Source organism: Sinorhizobium kostiense, from assembly GCF_017874595.1.
GTDB lineage: Bacteria > Pseudomonadota > Alphaproteobacteria > Rhizobiales > Rhizobiaceae > Sinorhizobium > Sinorhizobium kostiense.
In genome coordinates, this window is the sequence record NZ_JAGILA010000002.1 from 849,934 (window position 1) to 875,657 (window position 25,724).

29 protein-coding genes are annotated in these 25,724 nt (G+C 61.3%); 6 read left to right on the forward strand and 23 right to left on the reverse strand.

Features of this window, described 5'->3' with window-relative positions; genetic code table 11:
- Positions 1-4: 4 nt before the first annotated feature.
- From J2Z31_RS10490 to J2Z31_RS10520, 7 genes are all read right to left on the reverse strand, one after another.
- Positions 5-340 carry a flagellar hook-basal body complex protein FliE gene (locus J2Z31_RS10490; protein WP_209601830.1) on the reverse strand — a complete coding sequence of 112 codons (336 nt, stop codon included), beginning with the start codon at positions 338-340 and terminating at the stop codon, positions 5-7.
- Positions 340-759, reverse strand: coding sequence for a flagellar basal body rod protein FlgC (flgC, locus tag J2Z31_RS10495; protein ID WP_209601831.1), 420 nt, complete (start codon positions 757-759; stop codon positions 340-342). The genes J2Z31_RS10490 and flgC overlap by 1 nt, the downstream gene beginning before the upstream one ends.
- Before the next feature lie 4 nt (positions 760-763).
- Positions 764-1,144 carry a flagellar basal body rod protein FlgB gene (gene flgB, locus J2Z31_RS10500; protein ID WP_209601832.1) on the reverse strand — a complete coding sequence of 127 codons (381 nt, stop codon included), beginning with the start codon at positions 1,142-1,144 and terminating at the stop codon, positions 764-766.
- A 196-nt stretch (positions 1,145-1,340) separates the two neighbouring features.
- Entirely contained in the window at positions 1,341-1,895 is a 555-nt protein-coding gene (locus J2Z31_RS10505) for a flagellar protein (protein ID WP_209601833.1), read from the reverse strand.
- 6 nt (positions 1,896-1,901) lie between these two features.
- A complete protein-coding gene (fliI, locus tag J2Z31_RS10510) occupies positions 1,902-3,299 on the reverse strand; it encodes a flagellar protein export ATPase FliI (RefSeq protein WP_209601834.1) in 1,398 nt (465 codons plus the stop codon).
- A 44-nt stretch (positions 3,300-3,343) separates the two neighbouring features.
- On the reverse strand, positions 3,344-4,069 hold the full coding sequence (gene flgF, locus J2Z31_RS10515; protein ID WP_209601835.1) for a flagellar basal-body rod protein FlgF: 726 nt from the start codon (positions 4,067-4,069) through the stop codon (positions 3,344-3,346).
- A gap of 1 nt (position 4,070) precedes the next feature.
- On the reverse strand, positions 4,071-4,850 hold the full coding sequence (locus tag J2Z31_RS10520; RefSeq protein WP_209601836.1) for a DUF1217 domain-containing protein: 780 nt from the start codon (positions 4,848-4,850) through the stop codon (positions 4,071-4,073).
- Between the two features lie 277 nt (positions 4,851-5,127).
- On the opposite strand from J2Z31_RS10520, the gene motA reads away from it, so the two are divergent.
- The 6 genes from motA to J2Z31_RS10550 all read left to right on the forward strand — a co-directional run bounded on the left by motA (position 5,128) and on the right by J2Z31_RS10550 (position 10,523).
- Entirely contained in the window at positions 5,128-6,003 is an 876-nt protein-coding gene (gene motA, locus J2Z31_RS10525; protein WP_209601837.1) for a flagellar motor stator protein MotA, read from the forward strand.
- Between the two features lie 3 nt (positions 6,004-6,006).
- Positions 6,007-6,954, forward strand: coding sequence for a FliM/FliN family flagellar motor switch protein (locus J2Z31_RS10530; RefSeq protein ID WP_209601838.1), 948 nt, complete (start codon positions 6,007-6,009; stop codon positions 6,952-6,954).
- A 57-nt stretch (positions 6,955-7,011) separates the two neighbouring features.
- Complete coding sequence (gene fliN / locus J2Z31_RS10535) at positions 7,012-7,590, forward strand: flagellar motor switch protein FliN (protein ID WP_209601839.1); 579 nt, start codon at positions 7,012-7,014, stop codon at positions 7,588-7,590.
- A 29-nt stretch (positions 7,591-7,619) separates the two neighbouring features.
- Complete coding sequence (gene fliG, locus J2Z31_RS10540; protein ID WP_209601840.1) at positions 7,620-8,651, forward strand: flagellar motor switch protein FliG; 1,032 nt, start codon at positions 7,620-7,622, stop codon at positions 8,649-8,651.
- Positions 8,652-8,997: 346 nt separating this feature from the next.
- Positions 8,998-10,080: a flagellar biosynthesis protein FlhB gene (flhB, locus tag J2Z31_RS10545; RefSeq protein ID WP_209601841.1), complete on the forward strand. Its 1,083-nt coding sequence runs from the start codon at positions 8,998-9,000 to the stop codon at positions 10,078-10,080.
- Entirely contained in the window at positions 10,077-10,523 is a 447-nt protein-coding gene (locus J2Z31_RS10550; RefSeq protein WP_209602292.1) for a hypothetical protein, read from the forward strand. Before flhB ends, J2Z31_RS10550 begins: the two co-directional genes overlap by 4 nt.
- 180 nt (positions 10,524-10,703) lie before the next feature.
- On the opposite strand, the gene visR is transcribed toward J2Z31_RS10550, so the two are convergent.
- The 16 genes from visR to rhaM all read right to left on the reverse strand — a co-directional run bounded on the left by visR (position 10,704) and on the right by rhaM (position 25,719).
- Complete coding sequence (visR, locus tag J2Z31_RS10555; protein ID WP_209601842.1) at positions 10,704-11,447, reverse strand: transcriptional regulator VisR; 744 nt, start codon at positions 11,445-11,447, stop codon at positions 10,704-10,706.
- Positions 11,448-11,456: 9 nt separating this feature from the next.
- Positions 11,457-12,194 carry a transcriptional regulator VisN gene (gene visN, locus J2Z31_RS10560; RefSeq protein WP_209601843.1) on the reverse strand — a complete coding sequence of 246 codons (738 nt, stop codon included), beginning with the start codon at positions 12,192-12,194 and terminating at the stop codon, positions 11,457-11,459.
- A gap of 828 nt (positions 12,195-13,022) precedes the next feature.
- Positions 13,023-14,696: a flagellar basal-body MS-ring/collar protein FliF gene (gene fliF, locus J2Z31_RS10565; RefSeq protein ID WP_209601844.1), complete on the reverse strand. Its 1,674-nt coding sequence runs from the start codon at positions 14,694-14,696 to the stop codon at positions 13,023-13,025.
- Between the two features lie 258 nt (positions 14,697-14,954).
- Entirely contained in the window at positions 14,955-15,344 is a 390-nt protein-coding gene (gene cheT / locus J2Z31_RS10570) for a chemotaxis protein CheT (RefSeq protein ID WP_209601845.1), read from the reverse strand.
- 47 nt (positions 15,345-15,391) lie between these two features.
- Complete coding sequence (gene cheD, locus J2Z31_RS10575) at positions 15,392-15,946, reverse strand: chemoreceptor glutamine deamidase CheD (RefSeq protein ID WP_209601846.1); 555 nt, start codon at positions 15,944-15,946, stop codon at positions 15,392-15,394.
- On the reverse strand, positions 15,943-16,332 hold the full coding sequence (locus tag J2Z31_RS10580) for a response regulator (RefSeq protein ID WP_026618232.1): 390 nt from the start codon (positions 16,330-16,332) through the stop codon (positions 15,943-15,945). Before J2Z31_RS10580 ends, cheD begins: the two co-directional genes overlap by 4 nt.
- Positions 16,332-17,381 carry a protein-glutamate O-methylesterase CheB gene (cheB, locus tag J2Z31_RS10585; protein ID WP_209601847.1) on the reverse strand — a complete coding sequence of 350 codons (1,050 nt, stop codon included), beginning with the start codon at positions 17,379-17,381 and terminating at the stop codon, positions 16,332-16,334. Before cheB ends, J2Z31_RS10580 begins: the two co-directional genes overlap by 1 nt.
- Positions 17,378-18,286: a protein-glutamate O-methyltransferase gene (locus J2Z31_RS10590; protein ID WP_209601848.1), complete on the reverse strand. Its 909-nt coding sequence runs from the start codon at positions 18,284-18,286 to the stop codon at positions 17,378-17,380. The genes cheB and J2Z31_RS10590 overlap by 4 nt, the downstream gene beginning before the upstream one ends.
- A complete protein-coding gene (locus tag J2Z31_RS10595; RefSeq protein WP_209601849.1) occupies positions 18,283-18,750 on the reverse strand; it encodes a chemotaxis protein CheW in 468 nt (155 codons plus the stop codon). Before J2Z31_RS10595 ends, J2Z31_RS10590 begins: the two co-directional genes overlap by 4 nt.
- Before the next feature lie 5 nt (positions 18,751-18,755).
- Positions 18,756-21,038 (reverse strand): chemotaxis protein CheA, encoded by a 2,283-nt coding sequence (locus J2Z31_RS10600; protein WP_209601850.1) that lies wholly within the window; start codon positions 21,036-21,038, stop codon positions 18,756-18,758.
- A 19-nt stretch (positions 21,039-21,057) separates the two neighbouring features.
- The gene (locus J2Z31_RS10605; RefSeq protein ID WP_034851747.1) at positions 21,058-21,423 is read right to left on the reverse strand and encodes a response regulator; all 366 of its coding nucleotides are present in this window, start codon (positions 21,421-21,423) and stop codon (positions 21,058-21,060) included.
- Between the two features lie 3 nt (positions 21,424-21,426).
- Positions 21,427-21,720, reverse strand: coding sequence for an STAS domain-containing protein (locus J2Z31_RS10610; RefSeq protein WP_209601851.1), 294 nt, complete (start codon positions 21,718-21,720; stop codon positions 21,427-21,429).
- Between the two features lie 32 nt (positions 21,721-21,752).
- A complete protein-coding gene (locus tag J2Z31_RS10615; RefSeq protein ID WP_209601852.1) occupies positions 21,753-23,369 on the reverse strand; it encodes a globin-coupled sensor protein in 1,617 nt (538 codons plus the stop codon).
- Positions 23,370-23,574: 205 nt separating this feature from the next.
- On the reverse strand, positions 23,575-23,700 hold the full coding sequence (locus J2Z31_RS29615; protein ID WP_268828434.1) for a hypothetical protein: 126 nt from the start codon (positions 23,698-23,700) through the stop codon (positions 23,575-23,577).
- Between the two features lie 337 nt (positions 23,701-24,037).
- Positions 24,038-25,408, reverse strand: a complete 1,371-nt coding sequence (locus J2Z31_RS10620) for an FGGY-family carbohydrate kinase (protein WP_209601853.1) — start codon at positions 25,406-25,408, stop codon at positions 24,038-24,040.
- A complete protein-coding gene (rhaM, locus tag J2Z31_RS10625; RefSeq protein ID WP_209601854.1) occupies positions 25,405-25,719 on the reverse strand; it encodes an L-rhamnose mutarotase in 315 nt (104 codons plus the stop codon). The genes J2Z31_RS10620 and rhaM overlap by 4 nt, the downstream gene beginning before the upstream one ends.
- Positions 25,720-25,724: the final 5 nt, after the last annotated feature.

The following is a 25,724-nucleotide window of genomic DNA, read 5'->3' on the forward strand; positions in this document are numbered from 1 at the left end:
TCCTTCAGATCTGCATGCGCGCGATTTCGAGATAGGCGGTGACCACCTTGTCGCGTATCGCGATTGCGGTCTGCAGCGACTGTTCCGCCGTCATCACCGCATCGACCACCTCACGCGTGTCGGCTTCGCCGCGGATGGCCTGCAGCGATACTCCTTCGGCGGATTTCATCGATCGGATCACGTCCGTGGTCATGTTGCCGAAGACCTCGGCGAAGCTCTGCGATTGCGGCAAGACCGCACCGGCCTGCGGCGTGGCGACGGCGGTGGAGGCAGTGAGCTCTGCCGCCCCGGTCTCCCTTGTGGCCAAAAATGCGCCGATGGACTGAATTGCATCGATCATTATTGCGAAGCCCTCAACAGGTCGATTGTCTGGGAAATGAGATCGCGAGACTGCTTGATGGTCTGCAGATTGGCCTCATAGGCGCGGTTGGCTTCGCGCATGTCGGCCATTTCGATCAGGATGTTGACGTTCGGCATCTTGACCATGCCCTTTTCATCAGCGGCCGGATTGCCGGGATCGAATTCGACGTTGAAGTTCGAATCGTCCGTGCCGATGCGATCGATCTCGACCAGCGACGCGCCGCTCGCCCGGTCCACTTCCGCCGCGAAGGAAACGGTCTTGCGGCGATAGGGATCGGCGCCCGGAACATCGCCGCTCGAACGTGCGTTGGCGATATTCTCCGAAACGATGCGCAAACGGGTCGATTCCGCCTGCAGGCCGGAGGCCGAGACCTTGAGTGCCGAGGTCAAAGGATCCATGGGGCTACCTCCGTACCGTCATCAGCATCATCCGGTGAAAGGCCTTGACGAGCCCCGCATTGAGCTCGTGATCGCGCTTGATCTCACCGGTCTTCATCATTTCCTGCTCGATTGCGACGGTGTTGCCGGACTGCTGCACCGCGATGTCGTCGAGGGCACTGACTTCGGTCACCTGGGCGGCTTCCGGGCTCTCGGTGAAGTGCGCGCGATGGGTCGCTGCGAGCTGGAAACCGGTGTTCTGGAGCACGCTTTCGAAGGGCTGGACGTCCTTGGCCTTGTAGTGCGGCGTGTTGGCATTGGCGATGTTGCCGGCCACCACGTTCTGGCGCACCGTCAACCATTGCGCCTGGCGCGATGCGAGTTCGAAAAGCTGAATCGGTTCCATCAAAAGCTCCTGCTCATGAGACGGAACCTAGGCGGGTAATCTTGCGTGGGACTTGTCGAGAATCCGGATAGTCAGGCCCGCAGGCCGATGCGGAAGCAGATTGGGCAGGTCAAGGCGAGCGGAGGAGCAACGCGCCCCTCTTCGGACACGCAAGGTTGCGCGATCTAACGATGTGTGGAATGTCCGGGGTCTTGGCCTACTTAGCCTCGTAGACCTCTCCCTTGGAAGTGATCATCACCCAGCGGCCGTCCCGCTGCTCGAAGGTCGCGAGCCGGCTGCTGTCCGGCAGGATCGAACCGATGCGCACGACATAGATGCCGCTCGCGTCCTCGATAAGTGCCCTGCCGCCGGCGACGTGCATCAGCCTGAAGTGTGGCGACTCCGGGAAGGGCTGGTTCAGGCCGCCTTCCGTCTCTCTCGCGTTCTCCGGTCGTTCGCGGCTGATTCCAGGAACAGTAGCCGTCGCCAGCCGATCGATGGCAGTGGCAAGGTCCTCGCCGTCCCTGTCCGTCATCGCGAGCGGCGAAACCGACACGACGTCGCGGCCTGGCCGTTCGGGCAGGTCCCGGGTCGATTCCTGCCAGAGGGACGGCATCGAAAATTCGTCCCGATGGAGAAGCGCGTACCAGGGAAAGAAGGTGGCGAATGCGGCCATCGCCAGGCCGACGGCACCCAGGAGCTTGTCGATCACTGGCGTCTTGGCGCCACGCCGCCGCTGGCGGACAATATCGTCTGCGTCGTAATCGGTCATCTCTGACTAGGCCCTTCTCGGCGCGCCGGCGCCCGGCTGGTTAGCCATTGCGGCCGCTTTCAGCGCGTTGGCAAGGTCGGTGAAAGCGTCGACTGCGGGTCGCTCGCCTGGCGTCTGTTTCAAGACATCGTAAATGACGGGGACCTGTTTGATCGCCATGTCGAGATCAGCGTCGCCGCCCGGCCGATAGCCGCCGATCAGTCTCAAATCCCGGGTCTCCTCGAACCGATGGACCAGCGACTTCAGCCGCGCCACGAGCTTTTCCTGATCAGGCGTCCAGGCCTTGCGTGCCAGGCGCGAGATCGAGGCAAGCGGGTTGATCGGCGGATAGCGCCCCTCCTCGGCAAGGCTCCGGTCGAGAACGATGTGTCCATCGAGAATGCCGCGGGCGGAATCGGCAACAGGATCGTTGTGGTTGTCGCCATCGACCAGGATCGAGATGATGGCAGTGATCGTGCCGGTTCCTTCGGCGCCGGGCCCGGCCCGCTCGAGCAGCCGCGGCAATTCGGTGAAGACGGAAGCGGGATAGCCGCGCGCAATGGGCGGCTCGCCCGCGGCAGTCGCGACCTCGCGGATCGCATGGGCAAAACGCGTGACGCTGTCGACGATCAGCAGCACATTGTCGCCCTTGTCGCGGTAGTGCTCAGCGATCGTGACGGCCGTGAGCGGCGCCATTTTTCTCAGCATAGGGCTTTCGTCGCTCGTGGCGACGACGGCGACCGATTTGGCGAGATTGTCGCCGAGCGTGTCCTCGATGAACTCGCGCACCTCTCGGCCGCGCTCCCCGACAAGGGCGATCACGACTTTGTCGAAGGCGTCGGCGCGCGCGAGCATCGATAGCAGCGTCGACTTGCCGACGCCGGAGCCGGCGAAGATGCCCAAGCGCTGGCCGAGGCATAGCGGCGAGAAGATATCGATTGCCCTGACGCCGGTCCTGAACCCCTTTTCGACCCGCCTGCGGGTCATCGACGGCGGCGCGGTATTGGAGATCGAACGGCGCACATCCCCCTGCAACAGCGGCCCAAGACCGTCGATCGGCTCGGCTAGAGCATTGATCGTGCGGCCGCACCAACCATCGGTCGGAGCGATGCGAAAGGCGCCCTTGCGGATGACGGTGTCGTGGATGCCGATCGGATCGCCGGGTTCTATCGGGCAGACGACGACCCGCTCAGGCTCGACGCGGACCACCTCGCCGAGATGGATGCCGGTCGCGCTTTTATGGGCGACGAATTCGCCAAGCCGCACATGGCGCGAAAGGCCGGTGACCGTGTAATGCCCCGGCGAAATCGTCTGGACGTGACCTCCCGGCGCGATCGCAAACTCGGGATTGGCATAACGCGCGACGAGTCCGGCGAGTGCCGCCAGCGAAGTCGATGTTGCGATGGTAGAGCCTGGTCGTTCCATGCAGATTTCCGGCAGGGTCACGCCCCCGCAAATGGGTTCATTAATCAGCGGCTGCCGCCTAGCGTTTTGATCGCCTCTTCGAGCGATCCTTCACTGTCACGCATCAGGGCGGTCACGTTGTCGAAGGCGCGCGTGATCATGATCAGCTGCGACATTTCCTGAACGGCGTTGACATTCGACTCCTCGAGGAAGCCCTGCATCACACCTGTCTCGAAGCGATCGACGACGGGCTCAGGCTGGGCGGCGGGCATCACGGCGCTGTTGTCATAGCGCATGAAGCCCTTGCTGAAGTCGGCTTGGTAGAGACCGAGCGAGGCGACCTGAACCCCGTTCTGATGAATGACGCCATCGGCACCGACAGTGATGTCGCCGGCGCTGCCGTTCAGCTGGATCGGAGCGCCGCCGGCGTCAAGCACCGGATACCCCCTGATGGTGACGAGTTCGCCCGCCTCCGTCAGGGTGAAGCGGCCGTCCCGGGTCAGCGCCGGCCCTCCGGGCGTTTCGATAGAAAACCAGGCATCTCCCCTCACGGCGAAGTCGAGCGCAGAACCGGTCCGCGCCAGCGCACCGTTGTCGGTGCTGAGATATTCGTCGCCACCAGACACGTAGGAAACCTTGGTGGGCTTGGTATCGCCGAGCACCTGGTTGAACTTCACTTCGGTGGCGCGAAATCCGACCGTGTTGGAATTGGCAATGTTGTCGGCAAGTGTGTTCAGACGCTTTTCAAGCGCCATTTGTGAAGAAAGCGCCACATAAAGACCGGTCTGCACCTCAGCGCCCTCCGAGTTTCAGGTTGTTGATGGAAAGAAGCAGGTCGGGGGAGATGCCGTAACCGCTTGAAGAACCGAAAATCGCCAGCGGATCGTAGCCGTCGGAGGGGTTTTTGATCTCCCAGAGCGCGGTGAAACGATCGAGGAATGCGGAGAGCTTGGCAGGATCCTTGAGGTCATCGAGCTCGATCGCGTCCTCCAGGGTCTTCGCCTGGCGGTCTATGTCGGCGGCAGCGAATTCATCAGGCAGTTGCAAAATGGTTCGAACAACCTGCGCCAAGGCTTCGTCGGCGAGAATCTCGTATGCGTTTGTAATCGTCGGCGCCATGCGCTGAAAATAAAGCGCCAGTCTTACCCCGGTGTTTTCCTCACCGGCACTCTCCTCAAGAGTCTGGCGCGTGTATTTGTCGGCAACGCCCCTCTGGGCGCGGTCGAAGGCCGTGGCCGTTTCGCCATGCCGGGCGAAATTCAGCGATTCGACCAGGGCCTTGTAACGATTGTCCGAAAGCTTGTTGGCGAAGGCATCTTCACTGTCGATGCCTTCGGTCAGAGCCTTGCGCATGAACGCCTTGGCGTAGGCCATGTCCTCAAGGCCGTGTGCCTTCATCGCGTAGTTATAAAGCCGGGTGTCGGCGAAAAACTCGTCGATGGTTTTGATGCTGCCGATCTTCGACAGATAGTATTCCGTCTCACGCGCAACGTCCGGCTGCTCCGAGACGCGCTGAAGCGACTTCGTGAGGTCGGCAGCGATCAGCTTATAGCTCGTATAGGTGGTGGTCACGTTTTCGCCCTGCCCGATAACCAGTGGGATCCCTGCGGTTTTCCCGTGGCATCCCGCGCTGCCTGCACCGCCGTGTGCCCTCAACGAGGCACGAGAGACGCTGTAAGCCGATGCGTGGAGCCGGGGCACAACTCGGCCCGGCCTTGACGAAGATCCTGACCTGACTTGCTTGTGCGAACCTGTTCCGGAGTGCCGTTTCGACCGGATTTCACGGCCAGCCTCACGCAAGGAAGAAGCCCTATTCCATCAGGGGAAACGATCGCGGCAGGTATCGACAATGAACATCATAATCGGGCTCCTAGTGACTTTCGGCTGCATTCTCGGCGGATACGTCGCGATGGGCGGCCATCTGGAGGTCCTCAATCAGCCGTTCGAACTGATGATCATCGGCGGTGCGGGTATCGGCGGCTTCATCATGGCCAACTCGATGAAGGTGGTCAAAGATACGGGCAAGGCGCTCGGCGAAGCCTTCAGGCACAAGGTACCCAAGGAGCGTCACTACCTCGACACGCTGGGCGTCCTCTACAGCCTGATGCGCGATCTCAGGACCAAGTCACGCAACGAGATCGAAAGTCACATCGACAATCCGGAAGAGTCCTCGATCTTCCAGTCCGCCCCCACCGTTCTGCAAAACAAGGAGCTGACTGCTTTCATCTGCGATTACGTGCGGTTGATCATCATTGGCAACGCACGAGCACACGAAATCGAAGCACTGATGGATGAGGAGATCCAGACGATCACCCACGACAAGATGAAGTGCTATCACGCGCTGACGATCATGAGCGACGCCCTGCCCGCCATCGGGATCGTCGCCGCAGTGCTCGGCGTCATCAAGGCAATGGGCGCGATCAACGAGGCGCCGGAAGTGCTGGGTGCGAAGATCGCCGCCGCTCTCGTCGGAACGCTGCTTGGCGTGTTCCTCTCCTATTCGGTCGTCGCACCGCTCGTATCGAACATCAAATCCGTTCGCGAAAAACAGAACCGGCTCTACGTCATCGTGAAGCAGACATTGCTTGCCTACATGAATGGGTCCGTCCCGCAGGTCGCGCTCGAATATGGACGCAAGACGATCTCCGCCTATGAGCGCCCGTCGATCGATGCGGTGGAGCAGGAGATGATGAACCCGGGCGGCGGCGACAGCAAGGCGGCTTAAACCATGAATCCGAGCACTGAATCGAACATCCATCCCTTCGACAAGAGGCTGCTTGCGCGCATGATCGGTGCGCTCGGCGACGACAAGGCCATCGGCCGCACGGCTCTGGAGCTTGGTCAGGTGTTCGGCGAGCTGCTGCCGGACCTTCTCAGGGCCGAGACCGGGTACGACATCGCGATTGGATATGCGGGTTTCAAGACGGGACTGCGGAACGACCTGATCGAAGAACTCGGCAGCGGATACCTGCTCAGCGATGCTTCGCTGCGCAACTGGTGCCCGGACTTCCAGATCGGCTGCGACAGTCCCGCCCTCGTTGCCCTCGTCGAGGCCCAGCTCGGCGCCGAACCGGCGAGCATCGAGGAGCCCGAGCCAAGGGCTCTGTCGAAGATCGAAATCGACGTGGCATTGCCGGTGTTCGAGAAGATCGCCGAGGTTCTGCGCGCGGCGGTGAACGCACCGGGCGACTACGAGCCTGTCGTTGGCAGGCCGCACAACAGCGAGGAGCGTCCGCGGCCGGACGCTCAGATCGCCGATGTCTACGCAGCCTGCGTCGAGATGACGATCGGCCTTGGGCCGGTACTTTCCACCTTCTGCATGATCATTCCGCAAAGCGCCCTGCTCAAGACCCAGGTCATGCTCCCCGGCAGTGCCCGGCAGAGCATGAACGCGAAGTCGGTATGGACGGAGCAACTCGAGGAGCAGGTTCGCCGTTCAGCAGTAACGCTCGAGGCTCGCATCCGGCTGGAAAGCCTGACGCTTGACACGATCAGCCGTCTGCAGCCGGGAGAGGTGATCCCCTTCCACGACAGCGACGACGTCCGGGTCGAGGTGAACGCCAATGGGCGCGAGCTCTATGTCTGCGAGTTCGGCCGTTCCGGCGCCAGATACACGGTCCGCGTCAAGGACACCCACGGATCCGAACAAGATATCCTCCGCCATATCATGAGTTAAACCGTCGCCTCGCCCCGCAGAATGCCTGAGGCAAGCTTCAACTGGAATGATCCGAACATGGCACGAAAAAAAGCAACATCCATCGACGAACAGGCCTTTACGGAGGACGCCGAACTCGACCAGGCGATCGACGACCTGCGGGGTGTCCTGAAGAAGGACAATGACGCAGCAGATTTCGGCGCGGACTTCGCCGCTCCCGCACCGGTCTCCGACTTCGACAGCGAGTTCGGCACTGGCGATGATGCGGGATTTGGCGGGGATTTCGCCGGTGGAGGCTTCGGCGGCGCCTTCGGCCATGCCGGCGTGACTGGAGACCTCGAACTCGACACCGGGTTTGGCGGCAGCGATTTCGACGCTGCCCAGACTGCGCCGGGAACGGGCATGGCCGCCAATATGGATTTGATCATGGACATACCGATCGATGTCCAGATCGTGCTCGGCACCAGCCGCATGCAGGTCTCCAGTCTCATGGGCTTGACCGAGGGAGCGACAATCGCGCTCGAGCGCAAGATCGGCGAGCCGGTCGAAATCATGGTCAATGGCCGTATCATCGGCCGTGGTGAAATTACCATGCTCGAAGGGGATGTGACCCGCTTCGGCGTCAAGCTCATCGAGATCAAGAGCAGCAAGAATTAAAGCCCGATGTCGGGGCGAAGGATGAATCCATGATGGATTTCGAAAATTTCGATGGACAGGCAATCGCAAGCCCGCTGAGCCAGACGGAGAAAGCCGCTGCCGTTCTTCTCGCGATGGGCAAGTCCGTGGCCGGAAAGCTGTTGAAATTCTTCACCCAAAGCGAGTTGCAGGCGATCATCGCCGCTGCGCAGTCGCTGCGGGCCATCCCGCCCCATGAGCTCGAGTCGCTGGTCAACGAATTCGAAGATCTCTTCACCGAAGGCGCGGGCCTGATGGATAACGCCAAGGCCATGGAAAGCATCCTGGAAGAAGGGCTGACACCGGACGAGGTCGACGGCCTGCTCGGCCGCCGGGCGACCTTCCAGTCCTACGAAGCGAGCATTTGGGATCGGCTGCAGGATTGCGACCCGGTCGTCGTTGCCGAGTCGCTTGCCAAAGAGCATCCCCAGACCATCGCTTATGTTCTGTCGATGATGCCATCGAACTTCGGCGCCAAGGTCCTGATCAGGCTGTCTGACAGGCAGCGCCCCGACATCCTCAAACGTGCCGTCAACATCAAGAATGTCAGCCCCAAGGCGGCGGGCATCATTGAAGAGCGCGTCATCGAGATGATCGAGGAGATGGAGGCGGAACGCAATGCGCCCGGACCGGCAAAGATCGCCGAGGTGATGAACGAGCTCGAGAAGAAGCAAGTGGACTCCTTGCTCGCTTCGCTGGAAACTCTCAGCACCGATTCCGCCAAGAAGGTACGGCCGAAGATCTTCCTGTTCGACGATATCCTGTACATGCCGCAGAGAAGCCGCGTCCAGCTTTTCAACGACGTCTCGACCGATGTCATCACGATGGCGCTCAGGGGCTCCGGCCCGGAACTGCGCGAATCGATTCTCGCCTCGATCGGCGCCCGGCAGCGGCGGATGATCGAAGCGGACCTTGCTGCCGGCGATGGCGGCATCAATCCCCGCGACATCGCTATCGCCAGACGTTCGATTGCCCAGGAAGCGATCCGCCTCGCCGCAAGCGGGCAGCTGGAACTCAAGGAGAAGGAAGCCGAGGCCGCGTAAGGTTGACCTTCCGCGGCCCGCCGCCCGCCCATCGATCGAAATCAGACGAATCCTGTTGAGCTGGTCGCCTTGCAGGCGGCCGGCTCTTGCGTCGAGCGCGCGCAAGGTCCACCAAGGAATTGGGGTCGCGTCGGCTTGGCTGATCGATCCTGCAGCGCCGCGCGCCTTATCGGCCGCGCAAAGGTCGCTGTAGCACTTTGGATTGCTGCATGTCTTTGTCCTTAAATCGAGGGCGATTCAAGGAGACATCCAGTGACGGGGCGGTGAAGCGTGGCACGAGCGGGGACATGCCCACTTACCTGCTTCATCCCGCACGGCCCGAGAGCGATGGGGAGCGATCGGCGGTATGTCGGACGATCAGGACAAGGACAGCAAAACCGAGGCGCCATCGGAAAAGAAGCTATCCGATGCCGCCGACAAGGGAAACGTGCCCTTTTCCCGTGAAGTCACCGGCTTTGCCTCGACGCTGGCAATCTACATCTTCATCGTCTTCTTCCTGGCGAACGGCGTGGCCAGCACGGCCGAGGCGCTCAAGGACATTTTCGAGCAGCCGGAAGCCTGGCGTCTCGGAACGGCAACCGATGCGGTGGGGCTGATTTCCCACGTGGTCCTCAAATCGGCGGCGCTGGTCGTTCCGATATTCGTCCTCCTCATCGTCTTCGGAGTTGGCTCATCGATCTTTCAGAACCTGCCGCGCCCTGTGCTCGACCGGGTCATGCCGAAGATGAACCGCGTATCGCCGGTAGCGGGTTTCAAGCGCATCTATGGCCTTCCGGGGCTGGTGGAATTCGGCAAGTCGCTGTTCAAGATCATCATCGTATCGCTCATCGTCGTGCTCGTTCTGTGGAACGACTATTTTGCGACGCTCGATCTCATGTTTTCCGATCCGATGACGATTTTCACGACAATGACCTCCGATCTCAAGCAGATCATGACCGTCGTGCTCCTGGCGACCGCGGTTCTGGCGATCGTAGATCTCTTCTGGACCCGACATCATTGGTACACGCAATTGAAGATGACGAAGCAGGAGGTGAAGGAGGAACTGAAGCAGTCGCAAGGCGATCCGATCATCAAGTCGCGGCTGCGCTCCATTCAGCGCGACCGCGCCCGCAAGCGCATGATCGGGTCCGTGCCCCGCGCCACACTCGTGATCGCCAATCCGACGCATTATGCGGTTGCGCTGCGCTATGTGCGCGAGGAGAACGACGCCCCAGTCGTCGTCGCCAAGGGGCAGGACCTCGTGGCGCTGAAGATCCGCGAGATTGCCGAGAAGAACGGCATCCCCGTATTCGAGGATCCGCCGCTCGCCCGCTCCATGTTTGCACAAGTCTCGGTGGATACTGTGATTCCACCGGTGTTTTACAAGGCGGTCGCCGAGCTCATTCACCGGGTCTACGCAGCTCAGCCGCAACAAAGACGGGTGACATAATCTTGAAAAAGAACGAATTCTCCGAAGAACGCGAAAAGATAGTGGCAGAGGCGATCCGTCCGGTGGCAACGGAACTGCGCCTGATCGACGCTGCGGATTTCATCGCCCTTCTGCGGTTTGAATCCTATGCGAGCCTCGCCGACCTCGTGGAATCGGCGGCGGAACTCTATTTCCTTCCCGGAACCGTGAATTTCGGCCTCGGCGGCAACTATAGCCTCGACTGGAACAGTTTGCCCGAGATCGTCCTCGACCTCGAACTGAAGCCGCGCGGCGTAACCGTCTATGCACGCCTCGTGCTTGCCGGGGAGACGGCCGGGCTGGAGATCAGCCACATCAATTTCCAGCAGCCTTCGAAAGATCCAGACGAGAATACTGCCTTTCTTGCGAAGAGCCTGGAAGAGGCGAAATTCGCCAAATCCTACCCGCTGCCGCTCGCAAGCTGAGCGACGCTTCATCGCCCTCATCGGGCCCGCCGGCCACCTTCTTCGCGCTCGCAGGGCGAGGGACTTACGCTGCCGCTTGCCTTTCCTCGATCTTTCGGAAGGACTGAGTTGCCGCAAGTCACCTTCGCCCCGCCTGCGGGGAGAAGTCGCCGCGATCCCTAAGAAGGCCCTCAGAGAGGGCTAGCTGATATACCCCAGCCTTATGGCCTTAGCGATCGCCTGGATGCGATTGACCGAATCGAGTTTCGTCGTCGCTGCACCGAGGTAGGCGTTCACCGTATGGACGGACAAGCCCATCTTCTCGGCTATCTCCTCGCTAATATGACCGTCACCGGCCATCTGCAAGCATGCGATCTCGCGATCAGTGAGAGCTTCGGCCTTTACGGGTTGCTTTTCGTCAGCTGCGAGCATGTCCGTCATAACATGCGCTGAGCGTCCGTGCAGGTCCACGATCTGCTCCCCGGAAGCATCGATATAGCTGCCAGTGAAAATAACATAGCCATTGCCCCGCGCGCCAAGCCGAATCGGAAAGCCTATCCCCGAATAGGAGAGCTTCCGTCCCTTCAGCCGATGCGTAAACGGCGCGAAATCGGAGGCGTCCGCAGCCTGGTGTTCGCCCTGCCCATCCCATAGAACCGGCAGTGGCGCCCGATCCAGGTGCTGAAGCAGTTCCTCGCCGTAGACGCTGATGAGCTCGTGTGCATTCACTTCCGAGGAGGCACCCCAGTTGCTCAGCGCGCAAGTCAGCTTGCGCGCCAAGACCACTCCGCCGCCACTGACGCGCAGAACCGCGAAGCTTCTTGCATTGATCTGCCGCTGCATGGCCTGCAGCCGCGTCACGAGCGTCGCAGCGAGTGCCCCCCTTCCATTGCCTACCGGCCGGCCATTGTCGTCGAAGCGGCCATCGATCGGGATCCGCACCATTCTCGCCCCCTACACCAGATTGTGGCGAACCGCATGGGCGATCGCTTCCGAGCGGGTGCGTGTCCCGGTCTTGCGCATTACGCTGGTGATGTAGTTGTTGATCGTATTGCGGGAGATCCCGAGAATAACGGCGATCTCTTCGCTCGTCTTGCCTTCCGCGATCCACAACAGACACTCGAGCTCGCGTTCGGTCAGATCGCATTCCCGCTCCTGCCGCCCGGCGATCTCCGCCTTCAAGCTGACGAGATAGCCTGCGAGCACGGCGATGTCGCGCAAGCCTTCCCGGGAGAGAATGACGTCCTCAGGAAAGAGGAGCATCAGCAGGAACCGGCGGCGACCCACATTGATGGTGACGGCGCAATAGGAGCGGCTGACACCGCGCGGCAAATCGACGTCATGCGGCATCGGAAGAAAGCACGGCTGAAGCGTTGCCAGGCATTTTTCCAGTTCGCTGCTCTTTGTGTTGAGATCGGCGACTATCCCCGACAGACGACGCACAACATCAAAAGGCCAGTCGGAGCAGATGACAAAATCGAGTCCGCTGTCCTGGGAAAGATCATGGCGGGCCAAGAGATAATGTGACGCCCCGACATATCCCGTCAGGGCGGCCAGGCCACTGCCGAGGCTCGCACGAGCGGCGCTCTCGCCTAGCCTTGCGGTCAATTGTTCCCGTGACACGCCCGAGCCACATGCGCGTGGTGCAGCGGCCTCGAAAGACCAGGCTGCATTCGCCTGCGAAGTCTCCATGAAATCAGCCCCCACCGCCGAGTTCGCCATCCGGAAACACGCTTGCCCTGCCACACCAACACCCCGGCAAGGGTCGGTATTCGCCACCGTGCGCAATTAAAGGACGCGAATCAATTTCTAAACTGTACATCGCTTCCCCCTAAAATGGCACTGTCATTGCTCTGCCGTTTGCTTAACTGGTTCATGCGGCAATCGGCTGCCTGCCTGCCGGCGTGCGGGCAGGTTGCAGTCGCGGTCCGAATACCTAAAATTCGGGTTACCCTTTTGTTTTAAAAAAGGATCTCGCTCGATCAAAGAAGCGATCACAGGGTGAAATGGTCGCGCCTCGGTGCGGGAAATTCGCCCGCTTGCGTACAACCATGGACGCTCATGCAGGTCTCAGCACCCACAATAAAATCAAGAAAGACAATTTAACTTAGATCCATGTTGCCAAAATGCATCGGTCCAAAGAGGGCATAGGCACAGATGCGCGAGGAAGAAACAGGCTAGAGGCGAAAATTATGTTTCTACAACCTGTCTCTATATTTAAACAAAACTGAGTCAACGGCAAACAACCAGCGGAGGACAGATGGCGACTTCGAGACGTCGCCTGGTTGGCGAATCTAGAAAGATAAAATTTTCATTAAAATCGCCGCCGCTTGCGCAACCAAGATTCCGTGAAACGCGACGGATTCTTCGGCGGAGCTGCGGACCTACAAATCCCGCACCCTATTAGACTCAAGCAATATTTTATCGATCTGGCCAGCACAGCCAACTCACTCAATGCCCCGCTGTAAGATGGCAAAACCCCGCCCAACGGGCGGGGATGAGAAGAACTGCTTGACTTCGTCAGGCTGCGTGATCGAGAGCCCATTTGCGCAGGATCTTGGCGGCTCGCTCCTCGCTGATCTCCACCATGCGGGCGAGCCGGCGCTCCGGCCCCTCCTTGACGCGGCGGTTGAACCCGCCTTCGTCGCCGAGATTGAGCAGGTCGTCGGTGCTGTCGAAGCCGAAGTCCGAACCGAAGCCTTCCATGAGGGCGCCTCCGGCGCCGGCGCCAGCCGGCGAGAAATCCGGCAATTCTAGACCGGCTGCTTCGCCTTCGAGCTGGCCAGCCTGGCCGCCAAAGCCCATCTGGCGAGCGAGCGGCCTCATTCCCAACCAGACGACGAGGAAGGCGACGGCGACAAAGGCGAGCGAATTGATGATGCCGCCCAGATTCCTCGTCAGCATCTCCATGACGCCCGGGCCGGAGATCGGCTGGTCGAGCAGTTGCGTTTCGACGAAGTCCATTGCCGTCAGCGTGACGACGTCGCCGCGGTCGAGATTGACGCCCGCGGCGGACGCAACGATTTTCTGCATTTCCTGGAGATAAGCGTCGACCTTCGCCTGGTCAGCCGGCTCGCCGACCATGGCCGCCAAACGACCGCGGTTGACGACGACGGCGATCGACAGGCGTTCGATCGAATAGCTGTTCTTGACGGTGGCAATCGTCTTGCTGTTGATTTCGTAGTTCGTCTGCTCTTCCTTTTTCTCCGCCTCGTCGCTCGATTGCTGCCCAGCTCCGCCTTTGGGTGCAGCCTGGGGCACGTTCTGTTGCACGGTTGCGGCGTTGTCGGGCTGCTGCTGGCTGGACTTCTGCTCTTCCTTGATGACGCGTGTCGAGCGCTCCACCCGCGATTCCGGATCGAAGACGGTCTCCTGGATCTGCTGGGCGTCAGTATTTAGCGCGGCAGTGACACTGGAGCGGAAATTGTCCATGCCGAGGAAGGGGGCAAGCGCGTTGTCGATCTTCTTTTCGAGATCGGTCTGGACGTTCTGGATAACGCCGAGCGACTGGTTGAGAGCGGTGTTGGCCGGGTCGTCGCCGGAGGCGAGGAGCTGCCCTGTCGAATCGAGAATGGTGACGTCGTCGACATCGAGCCCCGGAACCGACGAGGCGACCAGATGGCGGATCGAGGCCGCAGCATTGCGGCCGACAGTCGCGCTGGCGCGAATCATCACCGAGGCGGTCGGCGTCTGCTCGGCTTTGCGGAAGCTTCCACGCTCCGGCATGACGATGTGGACGCGCGCGGCGGCTATGCCGGAAATCTGCTGGATCGTTCGGGCGATCTCGCCTTCAAGTGCGCGAACCCGCGTCACCTCCTGCATGAAAGAGGTAAGGCCGATGGAGCCGACATTGTCGAAAAGCTCGTATCCGGCATTGGCGCTGCTCGGCAGACCTCGCTCGGCAAGCAGCAGACGAGCCTTGCCGGTCATGCCCACGGGTACCTGGATGCTGCCGCCGTCCGAACCCACTTCGAAGTCGACATTGGCCTCGGCAAGCGCAATGCTGATCTGGGTCACGTCGCTGCGTTCAAGGCCGACATAGAGCGTTTCGAAGGCCGGCTTGTTGACGTAGATCGCAGCACCGAGAATGACGCCGATTGCGACGATGCCCGCTAGAGCAAGGGCAATCAGTTTGCTCTGCCCGAGATTGCCCAAATTCTTCGTGAACGTCGAAAATTGATCGAACAGAGTCATTCTGTTTCCGCACCCAGTATCGCAAGACAGCCTTGCCGGTTATCGACGGCGCCCTGCGCAGTTCCAACATTCGGGTTTGCTGGCTTTCGGCTTCGATCAGCCATCATTCGGTACACGCGAATCTACCAGCCCCGGAAGCGAAGCTAGGCAACGAAACTTGCGCGAACTTGACGGCTGTCAGCATACGGCACCAGCAAAAATCTTTGCGGCCGGCGAATGACGCGTGAGCGGGGGATCGAGCGGACTACCAGGTCCGCGTCAGAATGCCTCGAAATCGCCGGAGGCCTTGGTCAGTGGCTGGGAGTGCCCGTGGCGAAGGACACCGCTGCCGAGGGCCCTCTTCATATCTGCGAGTTTGACGAGGTTGACTGCGGTGCTGATATCCACCAGCCAGGCATCCGGAATGGACGCCGTGATCGTATCGATGAATTCGGCGAGCCCCCGCGTCTTCTGCACCGCCAGATCGACGCCCTGAAAAAGCATCATCCTGTCAACCGTATCCCCGCCGCTAGCGGAATCATCCAGGAGCTGCGGCTCGATGCGCTCGATGAGATAGGCCACGTCGTGGAGTTCGGTCACGATGCGCATCAGCACCGCCGGCAGCGATTCTTCCGCGTGAGATATGTGGCTCTGGCAATCGGTCTGCATTTCGTCTCTCACGTGCTTTTGAAATCTGCTGCGATGGGCGGGAGTGATCAGAAGAACTCGATGGAGCTTTCCGCCGGTTTGGGCGCGGGCGCGGGCCGCTGGTCCAGTTGGATTGCGCGCTGCGCCTCGACGCCCGTCAACGCATACTGGCGGGCACGTCCGGTCACCGGCCAGTATTCGAGCTTGCGACCGTGCTCGCCACCGGTGCTTTCACCGACAATCCTGATGCCCTCGTCCATGAGGAATTGGCGCGCAAAGGCGGCGTTCTGCTCCCCGACATTCGAGAAGCGTGCAATCGTCCTGGCGCCGCCGAAGATCTTCGCCTCGAGCCGATCCCTTCGCGCACCCTGCTTGAGGAGACCGTTGATGAGAAGCTCCATGAGGTGCACGCCGTAGCGCGTGGCATCGCCGCCCGCGGCGACCGAAGCCGCGGAGCCGGGCAACAGGAAGTGGTTCATGCCGCCGACGCCGGCTACCGGATCGCGCATGCATGCGGCCACGCAGGAGCCGAGAATGGTCGAAAGAACGATATCGGGATCGCTAACGACCTTGAACTCGCCCTGGATGACGTGCACACGCCTGCCGGCAGCTTCGGTGATCATTTCAGCGCCCCGAAAACGGCTTCGATCGCAGCCTTCATCTTCTCGATCGTGAACGGCTTGGCCAGCACGTTGTTGGCGCCAAGCGCCGCCGCCTTCTGCACCAGAGCACGGTCTCCTTGCGCCGTCAGGATGATGAAGGCCGCCTTCTTGGTGGCCGGGTTCGCGCGCACCGCCTGCAACAGGCCAAGGCCATCCATCTTCGGCATGTTGAAATCCGAGATGACAAGGTGATGGGGGTTCTGCGCCATGATCTTCATGCCCTGCTCCCCGTCGCCGGCGGCAGTGATCTGCTTGAAGCCGAGCTGCTGAAGAGCGTCGCCCAGAAGCAGACGGCTCGTCACCTGATCGTCGACGATCAGTACTTTTATTTTTTCCGCGATGGACATTATTCGCTTCCTTCCTTCCGGGCTGCCGCCGATTTCAATATCTCTTCCCCGATGGATCCAAGGGGAAGCTGGGTTTCGACGGCTCCCAATTCATAGGCGACCCTCGGCATGCCGTAGACGACACAGGTCTTTTCGTTTTGTCCGAAGGTGCGTGCTCCGGCGTGCCGCAATTTCAGGAGACCGGCCGCGCCGTCACGACCCATGCCGGTCAGAATGACTCCGATTGCATTGCGTCCCGCCAGTTCGGCAACCGAATCGAACAACACGTCGACGGACGGGCGGTGGCCGTTGACAGGCTCCCGATCGACGAGCCGGCAGCAGGGTGCCGAGGCGTTGGCGACCTGGAGATGCCGCTCGCCGCCCGGCGCCAGATAGATCTTGCCGATTTCGAGGCGGGCGCCCTCGGTCGCCTCCTCCACCGTCGGCGCGCAGAGGCGGTTCAATCTTTCGGCGAAGCTCTTCGTGAAGGTGTGCGGCATGTGCTGCGTGATCACCGTCGGCGGACATCTGGCCGGGAATTTCTGCAGCACTGCGATCAGCGCTTCGACACCGCCGGTGGAGGCGCCGATGGCAACGATCTTGCGGCCAGCCCGGTACTCGGAGGCGGCATTCGCGACGGGCGTGGCCGCGCGGTTCGTTGTGAACATCGCCTTTCGCTGCGAGCGCGCGGCTGCCTTGACCTTGTCCACCAGGCCGCCGAACGGGTTAGGATCGCCGGGATGCGGTTTGCCCACACAATCGAAAGCGCCGATTTCAAGGGCGGCAATCGTCGCCTCTGCTCCCTTGTGAGTCAGCGTCGACACCATGATGACCGGCATCGGCCGGAGCCGCATGATCTTGTCGAGAAATTCGAGGCCGTTCATGTTCGGCATCTCGATGTCGAGAGTGACCACGTCCGGGTCGAGCTGCTTGATCGCCTGACGCGCTTCGAAGGCATCTGCCGCCTGGCCGACAACCTCCACATTCGGATCGGCGTTGAGTACGGCGGAGATAAGACCCCGCATCGTGGCGGAGTCATCGACGACGAGAACACGGGCGGGAGCCGTCATGCCCGACCTCCATGAAACCTGCCGGTGTGGCGATAGGTGGTGACACCGATATTGTCGAAGACGACCTTGGCATCGCCCGAGATGCGTTCCGAGTGGCCTATGTAGAGATGCCCGCCGGTATCGAGAACGCTCGCGAAACGCGACCAGATCTTCATCTGTGTCGGCTCGTCGAAGTAGATCACGACGTTGCGACAGAAGATGACGTCGAACGGGCCCTTCACCGGCCATTGCGCCATGAGGTTGAGCTCGTTAAAGGTAATCAACCGCTTTACGCGGTCGTCGATCTGCCACTTCACGCGGCCGCCAACCTCGACCTCGCTGAACCATTGTTTGCGCATGGCCGGACTGACTGTCTCAAGGGCGGTCGCGTCATAGGCGCCAGCCCGAGCGAGCGCAAGGATCTTGGGATCGATATCGGTCGCCAGAATGCGGAAGTCGTACTCTGCGACGTTCGGCAGGAGCGACAGCACCGTGAGTGCAATCGAATAAGGCTCCTGCCCGTCGGAGCAGGCTGCTGACCAGATCCGCACACGACCGCCGCTCTTTGCCCGCGCGACCAGCTCCGGCAAGACTTCCGCCTTCAAATGTTCGAAATGATGGTTCTCGCGGAAAAAGCGGGTGAAATTCGTCGTCAGGTGGGAAAGCATGTCTCGGCGCGCGGCAGCACCGGTCGGCGATGCGACGAGCTGACAGTAATCGCGAAAGCCCCTGAGCCCGAGACTGCGGATATGCTTCGACAGCCGCGAATAGACGAGCGAGGCCTTCGTTTCATTGAGATAGATCCCGGCATCCGCATAGATCATCGCCGCAATCTCCTGGAGGTCGCGACGGGTTAGCGGATATTCGCCATTCGCAACGCATTCGTCTGGCGAGAGCTTCGGTTCAAAGGTGGCTTGAAAATTCATGCCGCCTCCCTTTCGTGATGCGGGAAGATGGAGTCGAGTTCGACCAGGCAGATCATGCGCCCGTCGATCGCCAGAACTCCCCGGGCGAGACTTCTTGCAAATTCCGAGGCAATTTCCGGCGTGGGCTGGATATCGGCATCGGAGACGGTCAGAATATCGGAGACGGCATCGACCAGCAGCCCGACCACCTGGCTGTTGACCTGGGCAACGATGATCACATGCCTCACTGTCGGCTCGGCCGGCTTCATTCCGAGGCGAGCGCAGAAGTCGATGATCGGCAGTACGGCACCACGCAAGTTGATTACGCCCAGCATGTAGGAAGGAGCATGCGGCATCGGTGTCGCAGGCGTCCAGCCACGAATTTCACGAACCGACATGATGTTGACGCAGAATTCCTGATCGCCGACACGGAAAGCGATCAGCTCCCGTCCGCCAGTCGTCAGATTTTTTGCGGCATAGGTCATGACTACTATCCGGTCGCAGCAAGGGTCATTTCGGGTTTCAGGGTTTGCCCGCGCGAGGCGGCAACGATGGCATCAACATCGAGGATCAGAGCAACGCGCCCATCGCCGAGAATGGTCGCCGCCGCGATGCCCGGAACATGCGTATAGTTCGCCTCGAGGCTCTTGATGACGACTTGCCGCTGCCCCTGGATGGCGTCCACCATGAGGGCGCGCTGCCCGCCCCCTTCCGATTCCACGAGGAGCGCCACGCCTTCGACCGGATTCGCCTGTGTCGCGCGGAAGTTCAGGATGCGGCCGACATCGACCAATGGGCAGAAGGAGTTGCGGATCGAAATCAGCCGCTGGCTCGCGCCGAAGCTGTGAATGGCGGAGGCTTCCGGCTGGAGCGTTTCGACGATAGCGGTCAATGGCACCACCAGCGTCTGGTTAGCGACGGTCACCACCATGCCATCGAGAACCGCGAGCGTGAGCGGCAGGCTCATAATGAAGACCGAACCCTGCCCCGGCTTCGACTGAATGTTGATGCGACCGCCGAGCGCCTGGATCGAGCGCTTGACAACGTCCATGCCGACGCCGCGCCCGGAAATGTCGGAAATCTTGTCCGCGGTGGAAAAGCCGGCGTGAAAAATCAGGTTGTCGATCTCCTCGTCGGAGAGATTGGCATCGGCGGCGATCAGGTCGTTGTCGATCGCCTTTTGCCGCACCTTCTCGCGATTGATGCCGGCGCCGTCGTCGGCAAGCTCGATGACGATACGACCGGAGCGATGTTTCGCCGTCAGCCGCACCGTGCCTTCCGGGTTCTTGCCCGCGGCGACGCGCTTCTCAGGCGTTTCCAATCCATGATCGACCGCATTGCGGATCATGTGCGTCAGCGGCTCGGCCAGCTTGTCGATGACCGTCTTATCCACTTCCGTGTTCTCGCCCTCGGTCACGAGTCGCACCGACTTCCCGGTCATGTCGGCGATTTCGCGGACGATGCGCGACATGCGCTGGAACACCGGCTTTACCGGCTGCGCGCGGATCGCCATGACACTGTCCTGGATTTCGCGCGTGAGCTGCTGCAGCTCCTCGAGACCCATATTGATCGACGAGGTTCCGTTGGTGTCGTTCTCGATTACGCTTTGCGACAGCATCGCCTGGTTGATGACGAGCTCGCCGACGAGATTGATGAGGCGGTCGACGCGATCGAGATCCACACGGATCGTCGGCTGGGCGGCAGAGGCCGCCTGCTGGGCAGCCGCCTGCGCCGCGGAGGCGGTCGACGCCACTTTCGCATTCTCCAGGGGCGCGCGCGCTGCAGTCTGGGCCATCTGCAGGACATTGCTGGCGGTTGCCGCGGCCGATGCGGCCGCACTGCGGGGGTCACGCTGCTGCGAGACCATTTCCTCATCCTCTTCGGCCGATTCGCCCCGGGACGGAGCTTCCTCGTCGAGCAAGCTAAGATCGAAGGGGACAGGGTGCATGGGCAGTTCCTCGCCCGCACCGGAGGCATCGCCGCTTACGAGCGTCACATCGAGGTCGCAGTCCCACTCGGCGAACTCGAAGACGGACCGGATTGCCTCTTCGCCCTTTTCGGTCTTCAGCGATATCTCCCAGCTGAAATAGGCGGCCTCCGGGTTCATTTCTTCGAGCGCCGGCAGGCGATCCATATCGCAGCGGATGCTCATTTCGCCAAGACGAGACAGATCGCGCAGAAGCAACGTCGCATCGTTGCCCTTCGCATAGAGCTCGGACTTCGGGCTGAAGACGATCTCGTAGGTGGACGGCTCGATCGCCGGCGGCTCGGAAGCCTCGAACTCGTCGAAGGAGAAGGCGACCGGCTGAAAGCCATCGTCATTCACCGCCGGAGCGGGAGCGGCAGGAGCAACCGCTTTTGCAATCTCGGGGGCGCCGGGCTGCGGCATCTCGCCATTCGCCAGCGCCTCGAGCTCCTTGATCAGCTGTCGACTGCGCGCCTCGTCGACGCCGCCACCGTCGCGCGCGGCATTCGTCAGGTCGGCGAGCACGTCGGCTGACCGAAGCATGACCTTCAGGACGTCCTGATTGGGTTCAAGCCTGTTGGATCGAACGCAGTCGAGTGTCGTCTCGAACACGTGCGCGAACGAGACGAGGTCGTCCAGCCCGAACGCGCCCGCACCGCCTTTGATGGAGTGGACTGCGCGGAAGACGGCGTTTACCGTTTCCGGATCGCGATCGCCGTCGTTGAGCTTCAGGAGACCCGATTCCAGTTCTGCGAGTTGCTCCTCGCATTCCTGGAAGAAGATCTCTTTGATTTCGTTCATATCCATTGGAGGCTACCCTCGGACTTCAGGCCGTTACACGCTCGATGGCATCGATTAGCTTGGTAGGGTCGAACGGCTTGACGATCCAGCCGGTGGCGCCTGCCTGGCGTGCGCGGTTCTTCTTCTCGGCATCGCTTTCCGTCGTGAGTACCAGAATCGGGACGGCGCGATAGCGATCGTTCTTGCGCACGCCCTCGATGAAGCCGAAGCCGTCGAGGCGGGGCATGTTGATGTCAGTGACTATGACATCCGGATTGGCGCTCTCGAGCACTTCGAGGCCTTCGACCCCGTCTTCCGCCTGGATCGTTTCGAACCCGGCATTGTTGAGCGTGACGAGAAGCATGTTCCGGATTGTCCGGGAGTCGTCGACAGTCAGAACTCTCTTCTTCATTTCTCAAATCTCCTTTGCCATCAGGGGAGCAATATCCACGCCGATGAGCTGTGTCGCTTTAACGAAGGCGTCCGACACCTTGGCAAAGGTGAAGGACAACTGATCCACTTCCCAGGTTTTTGCGCCTGCCATAAGTACCTGCGCGCAGAGCGACCCCATGCGCTCGACGGCAGAAGCGTCGATTGCGATCGGGGCACCCTTCAGCTCCAGAAGCTTGTTGTGCAACGCCGTCGCCTCGTTCAGGTCCAGGACTGGAGCGAGCTTGAGCGGTTTTCCTGCACTGTTCCTGCTGGCCATCTTGTTCCTCGCCAACCTCAAAATCCCTTCAACTAGCCTCGCCATCCGACGAAGTGCCGTTCGGAGGCGTCCTCCTCTTCGAACAGCATTGCCGGCTCTTCTTCATTCCTCTGCTGCGGCAAGCCGGCCACGGCAGGGACAGCCACTCTCGCCGCCAAGCCAGCCTGGCGCTCAAAACGGAACCTGCGGATCGTCTGTCCCAGTTCCAGGATGACGCTCTGGAGGTCGTCCGTCGAAGCCAGCGTCTCGCCAGCAAGCGCCGCACTGCGGCTCAACGCCTGTGAGATCCCGCCGATTTCGGTAGCCGCGGCGGCAAGATCGCTCACTTGGCTCTCCGCCTCGCGGGCAATGTCGGATACGGCGGCATTGATGGAGGTCACCTGTGCGACGATGCTGCTGATCGCGTCCTGCGTCCGGCCGACGATCTCGACCCCCGCCTCCACCTGGGATTTCGTGCCGCTGACGAGTTGCTTGATCTCGCGGGCCGCTTCTCCCGAGCGCTGCGCGAGAGCCCGAACCTCCTGCGCCACGACCGCAAAGCCCCGGCCGCTTTCACCGGCGCGGGCCGCCTCGATGCCGGCGTTCAAAGCCAGCAGATTGGTCTGGAAGGCGATCTCGTCGATGACGCCGATGATCTGGCCGATTTTCTCCGCCGAGGTCTCGATGTCTGCCATGGCCGAAATCGCCTGTCCGGCGACTTCGCCGCTGCGCTCGACCGCAAGACGGGTTTCGCCCGCCGCCGTCTCGGTCTCGCCGATCTTGAGCGAGCTCGAGCGCATGCGCTCCGCCATGCCGCCCAATGTCGCGACGTGACCGGACAGCGCTTCAGCTTCGCCAGCGGCGCTGCCGGCAAATCCGCCGGCGCGCTCGTGCAGGCTGCGGGCGAGCGCTTCGGCAGCAGCTGCGCGCTTGTCCGCGGTCAGCAGGGCATCCTGGATCTGGTCCAATGCCGTGTTGAGGCCGGTCGCGATCGGGCGATAGGCATCCGGCGCAGCTTCCGGCAGACGGGCCGCAAGATCGCCGCCGACCAAGGCACCGAGGAAGTTTTCGAAAAGACCGGTCACTTCGGTCTCGTCCCCCTGGCGCTGCTCTGACAATTGACGCTGGTGCTGCTGGCGCAAGGCGTTGAAGCGCAGCGAAACCGCGATCTCTGCATCGACGAATGCGGCACGGATGAGCGCGGCAACGAGCGCGCAGAGTTCTTTCTTGCGCGACCTACCGAGGGGAAGCAGGGATTTCGGCCAGGCATTGTCGATGGCGCCGACGATGAGATGCTCCAAAACCACGGCGTGGCTTGCGATCTGCCAGCGCGGGTCGAGCCCCATACGGCTTCCGGTATCGGCCAGCACCTTCACGCGCTCGGCATAGAGCGCGTCGAAACGGGCATCGGTCAGCACGTTCCAGTGGGAGGATTGCAGATCCTCGAGGCGGTCGAGCTGGCGGTCGCTTTCGAAGTGGCGCGCGGCGTCGGGATGGGTCTGCAGGCGGTTGAAGAGATCGCGCAGCGCGAGTTCGATCCGCGGCGACAGTGTTTGACGATGAGCGCGCAACAGAGTGCAGGCTTGCTCGTCGAGGCCGGCAAAGCGCAGGCGTTCGAGCAGACTGGCTGCCTGGCCCCTCCCTGCCTGTCCTGACGCTTCCTGCTTCACGCTTTTCCCCGGCCTGATGCGTGTTCGAAACTCGCCGAAAGGAAGATGTGGCCGCCAGGACCCGTGGCCGGTCACGCCCGATCGTCAGGATCAGCGCGCCCCAAGCGTGTGCGATCATCCATCCCGCAAGTAGATTTTGGGTGAGTAAATGCATACCGGACCGGAACCGGTACGGCGGCGCGGCATCATGCCTAGAGGAGAAACTTCAGACTTTCCCATTCCGACGTGCCGGACCATCTTTATGGTTAATTCCTTGCTTGAAGGTTAACAGCTTCGGCGCATAACCGAACTCGCTAAAATTGGTGCGGGCGCCCTTGGCAATGTCTCGCATGGGGGTTCTCCGTCGACGATCGGCAGCAACTCTTCATTCATAAGAGTTCGGGATTGCGGATCTACTTGTCGTGCAGTATCGAAGCGAAGATCGACTGGGCACCGACCGCGCGTGCCGTCAAACGGGGCAGAAGCGACATCATGATGATGCGCTCTCGGGAAATGAACACATGATTGTTCTCGGAATTAGTGCCGCTATTACTGCCATCATGGCGATGACCGCGATATCTCTCGTCGTCCGTCTCGAGAACGACCGATCGGCAAGCAGAAACATATTCTGACCCGTCTCGCGGCAAGAATTACATTATTCTTCAGAGCCATTCGCAATCACGGGCGGATCACAGGTGTCCCGTCGTGAGACGGCGCCAGCGCTGCGCATATTTGATCAGGGCCTGTGGAATTGCTTCAGTGAAATATTCCGCGCCTGTCCTGATGCGAGCGCCAGTGACAAGACAGGCGGCCCCGAGGCTTGTCCCGGTGCTGCTGAGCCTGTTGGCTAGAACCGGCCGTTCGGTCGCGCCGGCCAGCATCCGCAGATAGGCGGCGTTGGCGGCGAAGGGACCTTCCACCACGGTCTCGCCTTTGGCGCCAATCAGATCGAGGCAGGTCGCCGCCATAAGGGCAAGATGGAAGGAGACGGCGGCGAGCCGCTCGGCTGGGTCGAGCGTCCCCTCATCCACCGTCCAGCGGGGGCGAGAGGATGGGAAGGGACCGGAGCCCCCCGGCACCGAGGGCAGCAGCATGTGGCACGCCGCAAGCACCCGCTCTTCGGCTTCGGGCGAGGCCGGCGGCGGATCGTCGCCGACAAGCATGGAGAACGCGCGGCCACCCATGAAACGGGCGGAAGGCACCGGATCGCCAAGCGCGTTGACATTGATCAGCGTGTCGCGCGTCTCGTCGAGACCGACCGCCTCGCCGCCGACCGCCAGCATGACGACCCAGGTTCCCGTCGAGACGACGGAAAACGGCGCGGGGCGGGTCAGGAGATGTGGCAGCAGCGAGGCATTGGAGTCGTGGATACCGCAATAAACCGGCAGGCCCTGCGGCAAACCGGTTATCTCGGTCAGCGACGGCAATAGCCCGCCGATGACGTCACCCGCCTTGCGCACCGGCGCGAACAGCGGCCGCCAACCCTGTGCCTCTACCAGTGTCGAAAACGCTGCCGCTTGGGGATTCCAGAGGTCCGTATGGCAGCCGAGCGAGGTCAGTTCGTTGGTTCTGACGCCGGTCAGACGATAGGACCAATATTGCGCATAGGTCAGGATCGTCGCCACCCTTGCGAATTGCTCGGGGAACCTGCGCTGCTGCCAGAAAAGTTGTGCGCCGACATTCAGTCCCATGGGCAAGCGCGCCGAACCGGTCTCCGCGAATGGCGGCCTTACCTTGCCATAGTCTTCCGCGAGGCCGTCCGGCCCGGCGAACTCATAATCCAGAACCGGCAAAGCGAGCCCGCCTTCTTCCTCGAGCAGAACGGCGGTTGCGCCGTGGGTCGTGACCGAGATCGCCTCCACGGGGCATTCGCGATGGAGCGCGGCCAAGCTCTCCAGAATGAAGCGCCAGAGATGATCGATATCGAAATGAGGGTAGAGCCCGCTCCCAATGACGAGATTGGGTGTCTTGCGGACGGCAATCTCCTCGAAGCGATCAAGGTCGACCAGCGCGACCTTGGCGTTCGTCTTTCCGATATCGATGACGGCGACCGTCCTCATGGCAGATGGAAAACCATCTTGAGCGGGACGGCGACCGGCTCGTTGTCGGTCTGCGTCTCCATGATGTCGGCCATGTAGGCCCACCACTTCTGCATTACCGGATGGGAAGGCAGATCGGCCATCTTGTGGTCGTCGCTCCGCCAGAGCACACCGAAAAGCAGGTTCGTTTCTTCGTCGAGGTGAATCGAATAGTCGGAGATCCCGGCCTCTTTCAGGAGCGCGGCGAGTTCGGGCCAGATCGCATCGTGGCGCGCCCGATATTCCTCGGCCTTTCCGGGGTTGAGCCGCATGCGGAAGGCGTATTTTTCCATGGAAC

Coding starts and splice junctions, on each gene's coding strand:
- flhB (WP_209601841.1), top strand. CDS start 8,998: ATGTCGGACGATCAGGACAAGGACAGCAAAACCGAGGCGCCATCGGAA.
- fliI (WP_209601834.1), bottom strand. CDS start 3,299: ATGGAACGACCAGGCTCTACCATCGCAACATCGACTTCGCTGGCGGCA.
- cheT (WP_209601845.1), bottom strand. CDS start 15,344: ATGCAGACCGATTGCCAGAGCCACATATCTCACGCGGAAGAATCGCTG.
- J2Z31_RS29615 (WP_268828434.1), bottom strand. CDS start 23,700: ATGCGAGACATTGCCAAGGGCGCCCGCACCAATTTTAGCGAGTTCGGT.
- flgC (WP_209601831.1), bottom strand. CDS start 759: ATGGATCCTTTGACCTCGGCACTCAAGGTCTCGGCCTCCGGCCTGCAG.
- fliN (WP_209601839.1), top strand. CDS start 7,012: ATGGCACGAAAAAAAGCAACATCCATCGACGAACAGGCCTTTACGGAG.
- cheD (WP_209601846.1), bottom strand. CDS start 15,946: ATGATCACCGAAGCTGCCGGCAGGCGTGTGCACGTCATCCAGGGCGAG.
- J2Z31_RS10530 (WP_209601838.1), top strand. CDS start 6,007: ATGAATCCGAGCACTGAATCGAACATCCATCCCTTCGACAAGAGGCTG.
- J2Z31_RS10590 (WP_209601848.1), bottom strand. CDS start 18,286: ATGAATTTTCAAGCCACCTTTGAACCGAAGCTCTCGCCAGACGAATGC.
- fliG (WP_209601840.1), top strand. CDS start 7,620: ATGATGGATTTCGAAAATTTCGATGGACAGGCAATCGCAAGCCCGCTG.
- fliF (WP_209601844.1), bottom strand. CDS start 14,696: ATGACTCTGTTCGATCAATTTTCGACGTTCACGAAGAATTTGGGCAAT.
- J2Z31_RS10490 (WP_209601830.1), bottom strand. CDS start 340: ATGATCGATGCAATTCAGTCCATCGGCGCATTTTTGGCCACAAGGGAG.
- J2Z31_RS10580 (WP_026618232.1), bottom strand. CDS start 16,332: ATGTCCATCGCGGAAAAAATAAAAGTACTGATCGTCGACGATCAGGTG.
- J2Z31_RS10595 (WP_209601849.1), bottom strand. CDS start 18,750: ATGACCTATGCCGCAAAAAATCTGACGACTGGCGGACGGGAGCTGATC.
- J2Z31_RS10610 (WP_209601851.1), bottom strand. CDS start 21,720: ATGGCCAGCAGGAACAGTGCAGGAAAACCGCTCAAGCTCGCTCCAGTC.
- visN (WP_209601843.1), bottom strand. CDS start 12,194: ATGGAGACTTCGCAGGCGAATGCAGCCTGGTCTTTCGAGGCCGCTGCA.
- visR (WP_209601842.1), bottom strand. CDS start 11,447: ATGGTGCGGATCCCGATCGATGGCCGCTTCGACGACAATGGCCGGCCG.
- J2Z31_RS10620 (WP_209601853.1), bottom strand. CDS start 25,408: ATGAGGACGGTCGCCGTCATCGATATCGGAAAGACGAACGCCAAGGTC.
- flgB (WP_209601832.1), bottom strand. CDS start 1,144: ATGGAACCGATTCAGCTTTTCGAACTCGCATCGCGCCAGGCGCAATGG.
- J2Z31_RS10505 (WP_209601833.1), bottom strand. CDS start 1,895: ATGACCGATTACGACGCAGACGATATTGTCCGCCAGCGGCGGCGTGGC.
- motA (WP_209601837.1), top strand. CDS start 5,128: ATGAACATCATAATCGGGCTCCTAGTGACTTTCGGCTGCATTCTCGGC.
- J2Z31_RS10600 (WP_209601850.1), bottom strand. CDS start 21,038: ATGGATATGAACGAAATCAAAGAGATCTTCTTCCAGGAATGCGAGGAG.
- cheB (WP_209601847.1), bottom strand. CDS start 17,381: ATGACGGCTCCCGCCCGTGTTCTCGTCGTCGATGACTCCGCCACGATG.
- rhaM (WP_209601854.1), bottom strand. CDS start 25,719: ATGGAAAAATACGCCTTCCGCATGCGGCTCAACCCCGGAAAGGCCGAG.
- J2Z31_RS10605 (WP_034851747.1), bottom strand. CDS start 21,423: ATGAAGAAGAGAGTTCTGACTGTCGACGACTCCCGGACAATCCGGAAC.